At 72.5% G+C, this 15,260-nt stretch carries 7 protein-coding genes; all 7 read left to right on the forward strand.

The window, feature by feature from the left end:
* The first annotated feature begins 255 nt into the window (after positions 1-255).
* The 7 genes from AC3ERS_RS18170 to AC3ERS_RS18200 are packed head-to-tail and all read left to right on the forward strand — an operon-like array spanning position 256 to position 15,220.
* Complete coding sequence (locus AC3ERS_RS18170) at positions 256-1,983, forward strand: fatty acyl-AMP ligase (protein WP_431968962.1); 1,728 nt, start codon at positions 256-258, stop codon at positions 1,981-1,983.
* Positions 1,983-7,580 carry an SDR family NAD(P)-dependent oxidoreductase gene (locus AC3ERS_RS18175; protein ID WP_431968964.1) on the forward strand — a complete coding sequence of 1,866 codons (5,598 nt, stop codon included), beginning with the start codon at positions 1,983-1,985 and terminating at the stop codon, positions 7,578-7,580. Before AC3ERS_RS18170 ends, AC3ERS_RS18175 begins: the two co-directional genes overlap by 1 nt.
* Positions 7,577-10,672: a type I polyketide synthase gene (locus AC3ERS_RS18180; RefSeq protein WP_431968966.1), complete on the forward strand. Its 3,096-nt coding sequence runs from the start codon at positions 7,577-7,579 to the stop codon at positions 10,670-10,672. Before AC3ERS_RS18175 ends, AC3ERS_RS18180 begins: the two co-directional genes overlap by 4 nt.
* Positions 10,669-11,448, forward strand: a complete 780-nt coding sequence (locus AC3ERS_RS18185) for a thioesterase II family protein (protein WP_431968968.1) — start codon at positions 10,669-10,671, stop codon at positions 11,446-11,448. The genes AC3ERS_RS18180 and AC3ERS_RS18185 overlap by 4 nt, the downstream gene beginning before the upstream one ends.
* Before the next feature lie 4 nt (positions 11,449-11,452).
* Positions 11,453-12,469 carry an AfsA-related hotdog domain-containing protein gene (locus tag AC3ERS_RS18190; RefSeq protein ID WP_431968970.1) on the forward strand — a complete coding sequence of 339 codons (1,017 nt, stop codon included), beginning with the start codon at positions 11,453-11,455 and terminating at the stop codon, positions 12,467-12,469.
* Positions 12,466-14,112, forward strand: a complete 1,647-nt coding sequence (locus AC3ERS_RS18195; RefSeq protein WP_431968972.1) for an FAD-dependent monooxygenase — start codon at positions 12,466-12,468, stop codon at positions 14,110-14,112. Before AC3ERS_RS18190 ends, AC3ERS_RS18195 begins: the two co-directional genes overlap by 4 nt.
* A gap of 1 nt (position 14,113) precedes the next feature.
* Positions 14,114-15,220 (forward strand): cyclase family protein, encoded by a 1,107-nt coding sequence (locus AC3ERS_RS18200; RefSeq protein WP_431968974.1) that lies wholly within the window; start codon positions 14,114-14,116, stop codon positions 15,218-15,220.
* Positions 15,221-15,260 lie beyond the last annotated feature (40 nt).

The raw sequence follows: 15,260 nt of genomic DNA on the forward strand, positions 1-15,260 counted from the left end.
TGTGTTCGGCAATTCTTCGGTGCAGCGGGACCGTATCCGGCACACTGCATCGATCGCCATTACACAAAGGTGACAGTTCCTCCGGACTATTCCTTCCGAAAGATTTCCGTCCGAAAGTGATATGTCTTCCGATCGCGCACGCGTCGCCCTTCGGACCCCGTTCTATGCCTGTCCATTTCATCGCTTGCGCCCGTAATGTCCCTGTTCTGTCGGCACCGTCGTGAGGGGCTGCCGGCTGATAGAGGAGGGATTGCGATGGAAACCACACTCCGGGCTCGAACGCTCGCCGAGGCAATTTCGCAGCGCGCCGCCGACGCTGCCGATAGAATCGCGTACACATTTTTACCGGACGGCGAAAACGAATCGCATTCCTGGACCTTCGGCGAAGTCGAGCAACTGTCCCGCGCACTGGCCGCTCGAATTTCGCAGGACGCCGCGCCCGGCGATCGGGCGCTCATCGTGGCGCCGGATTCCGCGGATTTCGTGCTCGCGTTCCTGGCCTGCCAGTTCGCGGGCGTGGTCGCGGTGCCGGTGTACCCGCCGTTCCCGATCACCTCGCCGCGGCGGGCGCAGACCCTGCGCACCATCGCCGAGGACTGCGGCGCCACCGCGGTGCTGTGCGCCGCGCCCGAGCAGACCCGCGGGCTGCTGACCGAGGCCGTCCCCGAACTGGACCGACTGCGCTGGATCGGCATCGAGGCCGACGCGCAGGGCGCACCGGACTTCGAGCCGGTGCCGGTGACCGGGGCCGACGTGTCGTTCTTGCAGTACACCTCGGGATCGACCTCCGCGCCGAAGGGCGTGGTGGTCACCCACGACGCGCTCATGCACAACCAGGAAGTGATCCGCCAGTCCATGGGTTTCCACCCAGGAACGCGTTTCGTCGGCTGGCTGCCGCTGTTCCACGACATGGGCCTGATGGGCACCGTGGTCCCGGCGATCTACGTGGGCAGCCGCGCGGTGCTGCTGCCGCCGCTGACCTTCGTGCAGCGGCCGATCCGCTGGCTGCGCGCCGTGACCCGCTACCGGGCCACCATCACCGGCGGCCCCAATTTCGCCTACGAGCTGTGCTGCCGCCGGATCCCCGCCGCCGACCGAGAGGGCCTGGATCTCAGCTCGCTCGAGGTGATGTTCAACGGCGCCGAGCCGATTCGCGCGGAGACCCTCGCCAAGTTCGCCGCCGAATTCGCCGGGCATGGCTTCGATTCGAACGCCTTCTACCCCTGCTACGGGCTGGCCGAGTCCACTCTCATGACCACCGGTACGGTCCGCGGCACGGGCGCGGTCACGCTGAGCGTGAGCCGCGACGAACTGGCCGAGGGTCGCGTCACGCCGGGCGCGGATCAGACGCTGGTCGGTTCCGGCCGTGTCTCGTTGCACCGCGAGCTGCTGATCGTCGACCCGGACACCAGGGTCCCCGCGCCCGACGGACAGGTCGGCGAGATCTGGATCGGCGGCCCGGACGCGACGCTGGCCTACTGGGGCAACGACGCGGCCACCCAGGACACGTTCCACGCCGAAACCGTTGCGCCGCAGTCGGGTCCGTACCTGCGCAGCGGCGATCTCGGCGCGCTGATCGACGGCGAGCTGTACGTGGTCGGCAGGCGCAAGGATCTCGTCATCATCGGCGGGCGCAACTACTACCCGCAGGACATCGAGCACACCGTCGAGAACGCCGACTCGCGAATCCGGCGCGGCTGCACCGCCGCGTTCGCGGTCGACCGCGAAGGCGGTGAGGAGCTGATCGTGGTGGCCGAGCTGAAGGCGGACGCCGAGCCCGACGTCGCCGGGCTCACCGCGACGCTGCGCGCCGCCGTCACCGTCGATCACTCGATCACCCCCGCGCGGGTCGTCCTGGTGCGGGCGGGCTCGGTGCCCAAGACCTCCAGCGGCAAGCTGCAACGGCGCGCGACCCGCGCGGCGTTCGAGGACGGCACGCTCGACGAGATCACCTCGCAGGCCGCGACCGAGGCGGTGCGGTGATGAGGTCCACACCCGAGATCGAAGCCTGGCTGATCGCGCGGATCGCCGAGCTACTCGGCGTCGATCCGGCGGGCCTGCCGGTCGACGTACCGTTCGCCGCGCTCGGCCTCTCCTCGATGCAGGCGGTGGAGCTGTCCGACGACCTACAGAGCTGGGCCGGGATCAGCCTGTCGCCGACCTTCGCCTACGACCACCCCAGCGTCGCCGCCGCGGCCGCCGCCCTGGCCGCCGCACTCGCGGGCACGAACGAGACCACCGAGCAGAAGGGATCCGCCGCCGACCCGGCCGATGGCATCGCCATCGTCGGGATCGGCTGCCGATTTCCCGGCGCCGACGGGCCGAAGGAGTTCTGGGACCTGCTCCGCGCGGGCGTGGATGCCATCACGGAGGTCCCCGCGGATCGCTGGGACGCCGCGGCGCTGTACGACCCCGACCCTGACGCGCCGGGTCGAATGACCACCAAGTGGGGCGGATTCCTCGACGACGTCGAGCATTTCGACGCCGGGTTCTTCGGCATCGCGGCCAAGGAGGCCACCAGGATGGACCCGCAGCAGCGCCTGCTGCTCGAGGTCGCCTGGCACGCCATCGAGGACGCGGGCATCGGCCCGAGCAGGCTGGCGGGCACGTCGACCGGAGTCTTCCTCGGCGCGTCGTCGTACGACCACGGCGGGGCGATCCTCGCGCCGGGCACCGAGGTGTCGGCGACAGACGGCACCGGCTCCGCGCTGAGCATCGTCGCCAACCGGCTGTCCTACTGCCTGAACTTGGCGGGCGCGAGCATGGTGGTGGACACCGCCTGCTCGTCCTCGCTGGTCGCGGTGCACCTGGCCTGCCAGTCGCTGCGGGCGGGCGAGTCGGAGGTGGCGCTGGCGGGCGGTGTGAACATCATCGCTTCGCCCAGGGTGGCGCTGAGCTTCAGCAAAGGGCGGCTGATGGCGCCGGACGGGCGCTGCAAGCCGTTCGACGAGCGCGCCAACGGCTACGTCCGCAGTGAGGGGGCGGGCGTGGTGGTACTCAAGACGCTCGACCGTGCCCGCCGCGACGGCGATCGCGTGTACGCCGTGATCCGCGGCGGTGCGGTGAACCAGGACGGCCGGACGAACGGACTCATCGCCCCGAGCCGCCCGGCGCAGGAGCGGGTGCTGCACGCGGCCTACCGCGCCGCCGGCGTCGACCCGAGCCGGGTCGCCTTCGTGGAGGCGCACGGCACCGGAACCGCGGTCGGCGACCCCATCGAGGTCGGTGCGCTGGCGGCGGTGCTCGGTCCGGGCCGCGACCAGGAAAGCCCGCTGCGGGTGGGCTCGGCGAAATCGAACCTCGGTCACCTGGAGGCCGCCGCCGGCGTCGCCGGAATGATCAAAACCGCTCTCTCCCTGCATCATCGGGAGCTGACGCCGACCGTCCACTACCGGCGGCCCAACCCGCTGCTCGAGCTGGACCGGGTTCCCGTCGTGGTGCAGTCGCAGGTCGAGGCGCTGCCGGTCGACGCCGAGGGTGCCGCGATCGCCGGGACGAGCTCGTTCGGATTCGGCGGGACCAACGCGCACGTCGTGTTGTCCACCGCGCCCGCGACCGAGCCCGACGAACCGGTCGGCACAACGGATTTCGTGCTCTTCCCGGTGACCGCCCGGTCCGAGGCGGGGTTGCGGCGGCGGGCGCGCGGCTGGGCACGCGCCGCCGAACGTCATCGCGACGATCCGCACTGGATCGCCCGCGCCGCCGCCACCGCCGCGCTGCGCGGCGACCACGACGGGCACCGCGCCGCGGTGGTGGCCCGTGACGTCGACGAGCTGATCGACGGCCTGTTCGCGCTGGCGGACGGCGAACGGGTGCGCGGGGTCTGCGAGCCGCAGGCCCCCGGCCGTCGCGCCAGGCGCACCGCGCTGGTCTTCCCGGGGCAGGGCTCGCAGTGGGACGGCATGGGCCGCGCGCTCGCCGCCGCGCTGCCCGCGTTCGACGACGCGATGCGCCGCTGCGCCGCCGAGCTGGAGCGACTGCTCGGGGTGCGGCTGTGGTCGGCCGAGCGCGGCATCGTCGCGCAGGGCACCGCCCACGTGCCGCCCGCGCTGTTCGCCATGCAGGTCGCCCTGGCCGAGACCTGGCGGGCCTTCGGCATCGAGCCGACGGCGGTCTGCGGGCACAGCATGGGCGAGATCGCGGCGGCGCACGTCAGTGGCGCGCTGTCGCTGGCCGATGCCGCGCTCATCGTGTGCGTGCGCAGCGCCCTGCTCACCGAGATCTCCGGACACGGCGGCCTCGCGCTGCTCGAACTCGATGCGGCGCAGGTGGATTCGGCGCTCACCGAGTACCGCGACCGGGTGTCGGTGGCGGCGGTGAACGGGCCGCGCGCGACCGTCATCTCCGGCGAGCCGGACGCGCTGGACGAGATCGTGGCGCGGCTGGAGGCCGACGGGGTGTTCGCGCGGCGCATCGCGGTGGACTTCGCGGCGCACAGCCCCGCCGTGGAACCGCTGCGGCCCCGGCTCCGGGAGGCCGTGCGCAACATCGCGGTAGGGCAGCCCACCGTGCCGCTGTACTCGACGGTCACCGGCGGCCCGCTCACCGAGACGCTCGTCGATCCCGACTACTGGGCGCGCAATCTGCGCGACACGGTGCTGTTCGACACGGCGATCACCGCGCTGCTCGACGCGGGCCACGACACGTTCGTCGAGATCGCGCCGCACCCGGTGCTGGCCCGTTCGCTCACCGAGATCGCGGCCGCGGCCGCACCCGGCGCGGAGGTGGTCGCGGTGTCCTCGGCCCGGCGCGACGAGGACGAGGTCTTCGCGTTCCTGCATTCGCTCGGCCTGCTCTACACCCGTGGCGCCGACGTGGACTGGACCCGCCTCTACCAGCCGACCAGTCCGGTGCCGATCCCCTCGCAGGGCTGGAATGCCCAGCGCTACCCCCTGCTTCGCGCCGAGGCCGGGGCCGCCGCCGCGGCGAAGGCCGTGGGCTGGCTCGGGCCTCGCGCGCGGATCGCCACGCACCCCGAGCTCGGTGTGTGGCCGTTGCAGCCGGAGGCCGCGCCGGAACTCGCCGATCACGTGGTGGACGAGGTGCCGGTCATCCCCGGTGCGTACTGGCTCGGCGCGGCCGCGCGGGCCGCCGGTGATCTCGCCGACGGCGAGACGCCGACCGTTGTGCTCACCAACGTCACGTTCGAGGCGCCGCACGTGCTGCTGCCCGGGACGTCGTCGCCGCTGCAGCTGGTGGTCGAATCCGCAGGCGGGCGTTCGGAATTCGTGATCGTCTCCGAGCCGCAGGGCGGTACCGTCACGCACGCGCGCGGCTGGCTCGACCGGGCGGCCGCGCCGCTCACCGATCGACCCGCCCCGGAGATCGCGGAACTGCTGGAGCGGTGCGCCGAGCCGGTGCCGCTCGAGGAGTTCTACGCGCGCCTGGCCGCGAACGGCCTGCACTACGGCCCGGCGTTCCGCGGGCTGACCCAGCTCTCCCGCGGCGGCGACGAAGCCGTCGGAAAGCTCACGCTGCCCGCGTCGCTCACCGCCGACGCGGCGGGCCTGCACCCGGCGTTGCTCGACGCCTGCCTGCACACCGTCGCCGCGGCGGCCGGACCGCGACTGACCGACGCGCTGGCCCTGCCCGCAGGAGCCACCCGCGTGCAGTTCGCCACCCCGGCCGCGCCCGTCACCGAGGTCTGGTGCCACGCCCGGATCGTGCAGTACGGGGAGCGGGATCTGATCGCCGACCTGGTCGTGCTGACCGAGGACGGGCGAGTCCTGTGCTCGGCCATGGACTTCCGGGTCACCACGGCCGAAGCGTCCACCGCCGAGCACGGCAGGCTGTACCGGCTCGCCTGGCAGCCGCTGGAATCCACCGGCGGGCGCGCCCCGCGTGGCAGCTGGCTCGTCCTCGGCGAGGAGCACCCCGCCCTGGCGGCGCTGGCCGAACGCCTCACCGCCCGCGGCGACCGCGTCGTGCGCACCGACGCGCACGACTACGAGGCGGCGGTGGCGGCCGTCGACGAATCCGCCGAAGGGTTGCGCGGCATCATCGACGCGCGGGCCTACGCGAGCGCCATCGAGGACCCGGTCGTCGCGGCGAGCCACACGGCGAACGCGGTGGAGCTGGCCAGGTTCGTGATCGGTCGCACCTGGCGGGAAGCGCCGCGGCTGTGGCTGCTCACCCCCGGCACCCAGCGCGCGGCGCGTCCGGCGCGGCTGTCGGCGGCCAGTCTGTGGGGCGCAGGCCGGGTGATCGCGACCGAGCATCCCGAAGTGGCCTGCGGCGTCATCGATCTGCCTGGCGCGCCGAGCGGCGCCGACGTGGACCGCCTGGTCGCCGTCCTGCGTGATCCGCAGGCGCCGCAGCAGGTTTCGGTCGATCGGGAGGCGCTCGTGCCCCGCTTGGTTCCGGTGCCGCGCACCCGGAGCTCGGTGACCGTCGATCCGGAGCTGTGCCAGGTCGTCACCGGCGGTCTCGGCGCGCTGGGGTTGCGCGTCGCCGACTGGCTCAGCGAGCACGGCGCGCGCAAGCTGCTGCTGCTCGGTCGTTCCGCGCCGGACGCCGACGCCGACGAGGTGATCACCGAGCTGCGGTCGCGGGGCGTCGAGATCACCGTGGCCGCTGTCGACGTGGCCGACGCCGCCGCGCTCGAGGCGGTACTCGCCGGCGCGGGCCGGATCGGCGGCGTCTTCCACCTCGCAGGCGTGCTGGAGGACGCGGTCGTCGCGGATCTCGACGAGTCGCGACTGGTCCGGGCGCTGGCGGGCAAGGCGCGCGGCGCCTGGCACCTGCACCGGGCCACCCTCGATCAGCCACTCACCCATTTCGTGCTGTTCTCCTCGCTCGCCGGGCTTTTCGGCTCGCCGGGCCAGGGCGCCTACGCGGCGGCCAACACCTACCTGGACGCGCTCGCCACGGCTCGGGCCGCACAGGGACGGCCCGCGCACAGCATCGCCTGGGGTCCGTGGGCCGCGATCGGCCTGGCCGCCCAGGTGGGCAGCGAACGCCGCTTGGCCGCCCTCGGTGTGCCCGCGCTGGAGACCGAGGCCGCGATGGACCTGCTGGAGGCGGCGCTGGCCGACCCGGGCCCGGTCCTCGCGGCGGCCGCCTTCGACCTGCCGACGCTGGCCGGTCCTGGCACACCGCCCGTCGCCCGCGAGCTGCTGGCGAATCTGCTGCCCAGCGGCGAAAACGCGGGCGGCCCAGCCGTACCGGCACTGTCGCTGCACGAGATCGACGATCCCGCCGAACGACTCGAGCTGGTGCGCGGTTTCGTGCTCGCCCAGGTCGCGTCCATCGTCGGGACCACGCGGCCGGTCGACCCCACGGCGCCCTTCCGCGATCTCGGCTTCGACTCGCTGATGGCGGTCGATCTGCGCAATCGCCTGGAAACCGGCTTGGGCCAACGGATTCCGGCCAGCCTGATCTTCGCCCACCCCACCGTAGACCAGCTCGTCGAGGAGCTGGCGCAGCGGATGTTCCCGACGTCGGAGCCCGCCCCCGACGCGCCGGCACCGCAGCACGCCCGGCCCGAGATCGACGCGGACCTGGACCAGGCCACCGATGAAGAACTGGCCGATCTCCTGTCGGCCGAACTCGACCTGTCCACCGAAGGGGATGCCCGATGACGACCGAACCGAACGACGACAGGCGCGCGCTACTACGCCAGGCGCTGCGCGAAATCCGAACCCTGCGAGCCGCAGTCGACTCGCACACCGAACCCGCGGCGATCCTCGGCGCCGCGGTGCGGATGCCCTCGGGCATCGACGATCTCGGCGCCTACTGGTCCGCGCTGCGCGACGGCCACGACGCCATCACGCCGCTGTTCGACAACGAGGACGGCCGCCGCACCCTGCGCACCGCGCACAGCAGCCGCTTCGCCGGGCTGCTCGCCGAGGTCGACGGCTTCGACGCGGAGTTCTTCGGCATCTCGGCCGCCGAGGCCGAGCGGATGGACCCGCAGCAGCGGCTAGTGCTCGAGGTCGCCTGGGAGGCGATGGAGGACGCCGGGCTGACGCCCGCCGAGCTGCGCGCCGCGACGACCGGCGTCTTCCTCGGCGTCTACGGCAGCGACTACATGATGATGCAGTTCGCCGACCCGTCGAGCATCAACGCCTACACCGCGCCCGGCGGCGCGCACAGCATCGTCGCCAATCGGCTGTCGTACCTGCTCGACCTGTCCGGTCCGAGCATGGCGGTGGACACGGCGTGCTCGTCGTCGCTGATGGCGGTGCACCTTGCGGTGCGGGCACTGCGCAACCGGGACTGCGACATCGCCCTGGTCGGCGGGGTCAACACGATCCTGTCGCCGCTGTCCACCACCGTCACCGAGAAGGTGCTTCCGCTCGCGCCGGGCGGGCGCTGCCGCACCTTCGACGCGGGCGCGGAAGGCATCGTGCGCGCCGAAGGCTGCGGCATGGTGGTGCTCACCAGGGAATCGCTGGCCAAGGCCGAGGGCAGATCGGTGCGCGCGCTCATCCGCGGCACCGCGGCCAACCACGACGGACGCACCAACGGTCTGACCGCGCCGAGCCCGCGCGCCCAGACCGACCTGCTGCGGCGCGCGCTGCGCGACGCCGCGGCCGCACCCGCCGACGTCGTCTACATCGAGGCGCACGGTACCGGGACGCCGCTGGGCGATCCGATCGAGTTCGACGCGCTGCGCGCGGTGTACGGGGCGGGCGACGAGCCGTGCCCGGTCGGCGCGGTCAAGACGAACTTCGGGCATCAGGAGGCCGCCGCGGGCATCGCGGGCCTGATCAAGGCGATGCTGGTTCTCGAACACGACGAAGTCCCGCCCAACCTGCATCTGGAGCGGCCCAACCCGGAGCTCGATCTCACCGGAACGCGACTGCGCCTGCCGCGCGAGCGCACCCCGCTCGGCGGTGGAACCGGCTCCAAGCTGGCCGCGATCAGCTCGTTCGGCTTCGGCGGCGCGAACGTGCACGCCGTGCTGGCCGCCGCACCGCGCGAGGAGATCGATCCGCACGCGGAAGGCGCTCTGGTGCTTCCTGTTTCGGCGCGCAGCGCGGCCTCGGCGCGGGCGCTGGCCGGTCGGTACGCCGATCTGCTCGCGGCCGCCGACCACGCCACCGCGGCCGAGATCTGCGCGGCCGCGGCCACCCGGCGCGCACATCTGCCGGTGCGGCTGTGCCTCACCGGTGACACGGTCGACGAGCTGGTCGACCGTGCCCGTACCGCCAAGGCGGCCAGGCACATCGGCAACGGGCCGCGGCACCGGACGCTGTTCGTGTTCAGCGGGCAGGGTTCGCAGTGGCCGGAGATGGGCCGCCTGCTCGCCGACGAGCCCATCGCACGGGCCGAGATCGATGCCTGCGACGTGCTCGTGCGCAAGCTGGCCGGCTGGTCGCTGTGGGAGGAGCTGCTGGCGGCCGAGTCCGACACCAGGCTGCACCGCACCGATGTCGCGCAGGTGTGCATCGCCGCGGTGGAGCTGGCGCTGGCCGCGCTGTGGCAGTCGTGGGGCGTCCGCCCCGCGGCCGTCGTCGGGCACAGCATGGGCGAGATCGTCGCGGCAACCGTCGCCGGAATGCTCAGCAGGGAGCAGGCTTTCGAGATCCTGGTGCGGCGGGCCGCGCTCACCGAGCGGCACGCCCGCGGCGGCGCGATGTGCAGCATCGCCCTGCCCGCCGCGGCGGTGACCGAGCTGCTGGCCGGACAGTCCGAGGTCACCATCGGTGCTGTGAACGGCCCGCGCTCGACCGTGATCACCGGACCGGCGCCCGAGGTGCGCCGGATCGCGGCGGAGGCGAGCTCCCGCGGCGCGTCGACCAAGGAGCTGCCGGTCGAATACGCCTTCCACAGCACGCTGCTCGCCACGTGCGCACCGGAATTCGCGACGCACGCCGACACGGTGCGCGCCGCGCCGGGGACCGTCCCGATGTACTCGACCGTCACCGGCGAGCGCGTCACCGCCGAACACCTCACCGGCGCGCACTGGGCGGCCAACCTCGTCGACGCCGTCCTGTTCGCGCCCGCGATCCAGGCGGCGCTGGCCGACGACGCCGCGCTGACCACCGTGCTGGAAGTCGGCCCGCATCCGGTGCTGATCCGCGATATCGCCTCGGCCGCGGGCGAACTCGACCGCTCGGTCATCCTGGCGGCGAGCCTGCGCCGCGACCGGTCCCGATCCGCGTCGCTCGATCACAGTGTCGCCGAGCTCTACCTCGGCGGTCACGACCTGAACTGGTCGGCCGTGCTGGGAGCGCCCAGCGGCCGGGTTCCGCTGCCGCACTACCCCTGGAACCGCAGCAGGCACTGGCTGCCGGAACGGCGCGTCGCCGAGGAGCAGCACGTGCACGCCACCGTCCGCCCGGCGACGGCCAAGCGCAGGCCGTCCGGCCCCGTGGCGCTGACCCGCGCCCACCACGTCGACCGGCCGACCCGGCTCGACGCGCTCACCGGATTCGTGCGGGAACGGATCGCGCGTGCGCTGCGCAAGCCCATCACCGAGATCGACGAGGCGACCCCGATCCGCGACTACGGACTGGAATCGCTCGTGGTGGTCGAGATGAAGAACGAGATCGAGGCCGAGTCGGGCACCGTGGTGCCGCTGGCCCAGCTGCTCGAGGTGCTCGAACAGGGCAGCGCGCGCGACCTGGCCAAGGTGATCGTCGAGGCCGAGTCCGCCGCCGCGGTGAGCGGCGACGAAGGCGGAAGCGGGTCGCTGCTGACGAGCGTCGGCGAGGCGGAGTCATGAGCTCCTCGACGGCAGCGCCGCTGCCCACCGGGCACCGCGGCGTGCTGACCTGCCCACGCCCGCAAGCCAATCCGGCGATCCGGTTGCTGTGCTTCGCCCACTCGGGCGGCAATCCGCGGATGTTCCAGCCCTGGATCGACCAGCTCGCCCCCGCGATCGAGCTGTGGTGGGTCACCCTGCCCGGACGCGGGCCGCGCTGGCGCGAACCGCACGCCAGGCAGTGGGAGCCGCTGATCGCCGACATCACCGAGGCGGTCGTGGCGCACGTGCCGCGGCCGGTCGCGCTGTTCGGGCACAGCCTCGGCGCGCTGCTCGCCTTCGATGTGGCGCTGCGGCTCACCGAGGCCGAACTGCCGCCCGAGCACTTGTTCGTCTCGGCCCGCGCGCACCCGCGGCGACAGTTCGCCCTCGAGCTGCCCGAGGACGACACCGGCCTGCTGCGGCTCGTCGACCAGGTGTACCGCGGCGTGCCGGAGGCGATCCTGAATACCCCCGAACTGGCCGAGCATTTCGCGCCGACGCTGCGCGCCGACCTGATGCTCGGCGCCGACTACCGCTATCGCGGCGCACGCACCCTTTCGGTCCCCATCACCGCCCTCGGCGGCGTGGACGACCCGATGACCCCGACCGAAGAGCTGGCCGCCTGGCAGGACTGCACCACCGCGACGGCGCGGTGGCGTCAGTTCCCCGGGGGCCACTTCTACCTCGACGAGTCCGAAGCCGGCGTGCTCCGGACGATCCGCCGCGGTCTCGCCGCACCGATGGGCAAGGAGTGAAACGATGACCGAAACCGAAACCCGGTTCCCCGCACCGCCTTCCACGCTGACCTTCGATCGCACCGTGGCGCGGTCGCACGCGCACCGGCGCGCACTCGGAGAGGTGTTCGTCTCCGACTCGGTCGCCGACGGCGATTCCACCTTCTACACCGCGGTCCAGGTCCCGCGGGCGCACAGCCTCTGGTACGACCGGACCACGGTCTACCACGATCCGTTCGCGATGGCCGAGGCCGCGCGGCAGGGCTCGTTCGTGATCCTGCACCAGCACGTCGGTGTCCCGGTGGGGCTGCCGTTCAGCATGCAGCGCTACGAGTTCGACGTCACCGATCGGGAGGCCTTCCGCGACGACGAGAGGACCCCGTTGCAGGGCGTTCTCCGCTACGAGATCGTCTCGCGCGTGGACCGCAGCGCCGATTTCAGCGACCTGACACTCGCGGGCGATCTCACCGTCGACGGCCGCGTCGCCATGGAATTGAGCGCGGACGTGGTCTTCCTGGCCCGCGCCGACTACGAGGCGCTGCGCGCCTACCAGCTCGGGCGGGTCGCCGCGGGCGGCCCCGACTACACGGCCGCGCCGCTGCCCCCGGCGGCCGTCGGGCGCCGGGATTCGCGCAACGTGGTGATCGGCGCGCCGGTCGCGGTCGGCTCGGCCTGGGACTATCCGCTGCTGCCCGACCGCCGTCACCCCGCCATGTTCGATCACGACTACGACCACGTGCCAGGCCCGTTCATCATCGAGGGCTTCCGGCAGGCCGCGATCGACACCGTGGTCAGGGAAGGCATGCTCGGCACCCCGAACACGATGGTCATGTCCTGCTCGTCGCGTTTCTCGCAGTTCGCCGAGTTCGGCGCCCCCATCGAATGCCGCAGCACGCCACTGGATCCGACGCGGCCCGGCACGGCCCGCGTCGAGCTGGAACTGCGCCAGTTCGACAAGGTCCTCACCGTCGGCACGATCGAGCTGGCGGAACTGACCGGTCACGAAGACCCCTTCCTGCACCGAACGGAGCACCAGGCATGAGTGAGACGCTGCACGTGCTGGTGGTCGGCGCGGGGCCGACCGGTCTCGCACTGGCCACCGAACTGCGCAGGCACGGACTGACCTGCCGGATCATCGATCGCGCCGTCGACAGGCCCGCCAATCAGGCGCGCGCGCTGACGATGTGGGACGGCGCCCTCGACGTGCTCGACCGCCACGGCACCGGGGACGCGGTGCGCGCGCGGGGCCTCCCGATGACCGCCGCCCGCTACTTCTCCGGCGGACGTCCCGTCGCGCAGGTGCGTTTCGGGCCGACGACCGGCAACGACGCCGAGCCGCTGATCATCACCCAGCCGTCGGTGGAATCCGTACTCGTCGAGAACCTTCGGGCGCTGGGCGTCCCGGTGGAGTGGCGCACCGAACTGCTGGAGCTGACCGATCGGGGCGAGCACGTCGAGGTGCTGCTGCGCCACGGCGACGACGTCGAACGACTCACCGCACAGTGGGTGGTGGGCTGCGATGGTGCGCACAGCGCGGTGCGCACCCTGAGCGGAATCACCTTCGAGGGCAGCACCTATCCGCAGTCCTACACGCTCGGCGACGGCGTCATCACGGCGCCGGTGCCGCCGGGCGAGGCGCACTACCATCTGCACCCCGACGGCGTGCTCGTGGTCGTGCCGCTGCCGGACGGCCAGGTGCGGGTCTTCGCCGACGCCAGCACCATCGGCGGCGATCCGGACGCCGCACCCACGGTGGATGACCTGCAACAGCTGGTCGACAAGCGCGCGCCCTACCCCATCCGCATCCACGAACTCCAGTGGGCCACCAGGTTTCTGGTGCACATGCGGCATTCGGCCGCCTTCCGGTCGGGCCGCTGCGTGCTGGCGGGCGACGCCGCGCACGTGCACAGCCCGGCGGGCGGGCAAGGCCTCAACACCGGCATCCAGGACGCGGCCAATCTCGGCGGAAAACTGGCGGCGATCGTCAGCGGCGGCGCGGACGCCGAGGTGCTGCTGGCCGGCTACGAGTCCGAGCGGATGCCGATCGCGCGCGAGGTGATCCAGGCCGCCGACCGGCAGACCAAGCTGTGGACGGTGCGTTCCCGCCCGGGACGCGCGCTGCGCGACCTGGTGCTCAGCAGCCTGAGCCGCAGCGGGCTGCTGGAGAAGCGGCTGGTGCCCTCGCTGGCCCAGTACGAGCTCGACTACCGGCACAGCCCCGCCGTCGGCAAGCGCGGCGGACGGCGGGCGCTCGGGCGCGCGATTCCGGAGGCGACGCTCGTCGGCCCGGACGGCGCGGGGACCGGGCTGCGCCGGTTGCTCTCCGCGCCGGGGCATGTGCTGCTCGCGGTGCTCGACGCGACGCCGTCGGCCGACGACGCCGGGCGGGTGTCGATGCTGCGCGCGCGAATCAAGGAGTCGGGCTTGCCTTTCCGGCTGCACGTGATCGTGCCCGGCGATCCGTCGGCGACGACCGCGCCCGATCTCGGCGAGGTGTTCTACGCCCCGCCCGGCTTCGCGCCGAAGCACGAGCTCGCGGGCTGCAAGCTGATCGCGATCCGGCCGGACGGCTATGTCGCCGACGCCTCCCCGACGCTCGACCTCGACGAACTGCTCGGCAAGCTGCCCGGCTTCCGCGCGCCGCACGGCGTTGTGCCCACCCCGCTCGGACGGAAGGTCTCCTGACATGTGCTCCCCGCAGATCCTCGCCGCCGCCCTGGCCGAGGCGCCGCCGCACGACGACCTGTGCGGCGGATACGGACACCCCGCGGGCGCGCATCACGAGCACGGCGCGCACGCCGGACGCAGCGCGGACGCGCATCATCAGCACAACGCGACAGCGCATCATCAGCACAACGCGGCCGCGCACCCCGGACACCACACGGCCACGCACCACGAACTCGGTGCGCGGGCGCCGCACGAGCGCAGCGCGTCTGCGACGCACGAGCACGGCCGCGGCGCGGCACCCACCGCCGAGGGCATCGGCCGTCGTCGCGCGCTGCGCACCGCGCTGGGCGCCGCGCTCGGCATCGCGGGTGCGTCGGCCGCCGCCGGGGCGATCGGCGCGCCGCGCGCCCAGGCCCAACCGCTGAACCTGAGCGGCTTCAGCGTGCGCGACCTGACCCATGCGGTGGGGCCGGAATTCCCGGTGTTCAACCTGTACGTGCGCCAGCCGGTGCAACGTCAGGTGATGTTCGAGGAGATCATCGGCTTCAACACCGCCGAGTGGACCATGAACGAACACACCGGAACTCACATCGACGTGCCCGCGCACTCGCAGCGCGGCCTGGCGCACGCCGACGCGATCCCGGTGGAAAACCTGGTCGCCCCGCTGTGCGTCGTCCGCATCACCGAGCGCGCGGCCCAGGACAACACCACCGAGCTGCACGTGGAGGACCTGCTCGACTGGGAGCGCCGCAACGGCCGCATCCCCGACGGCGCGTTCGTCGCGATGGACACCGGCTGGTACCACCGGGTCCACGATCCCGCCGCCTACCTGCCCTTCGACCCACTGCGGCTGGCCCTGCTGATCCCCGGCATCGGCCCCGACGCCGCCGAATTCCTGCTCACCGAACGATCCATCGTCGGCTTCGGCACCGACAGCAGCAGCCTGGACGTCGGCACCAGGTTCGAGCCGATGGTGCACCGGATGCTGCTGCGCTCCGGGCGGTACGGCATCGAGAACCTCGCCGCGCTGGACACCGTGCCGGAACGCGGCGCGACGCTCGTGGTCGGCGCCGCGAAGTTGCGTGGCGGCTTCGGCGCGCCGGTGCGGGCGCTGGCCTTCGTCTGATTGCTGTTGCCGCTCTTGGCAACCCGCCGTAGCATTCCAG

It is taken from the genome of Nocardia sp. bgisy134, assembly GCF_057708325.1.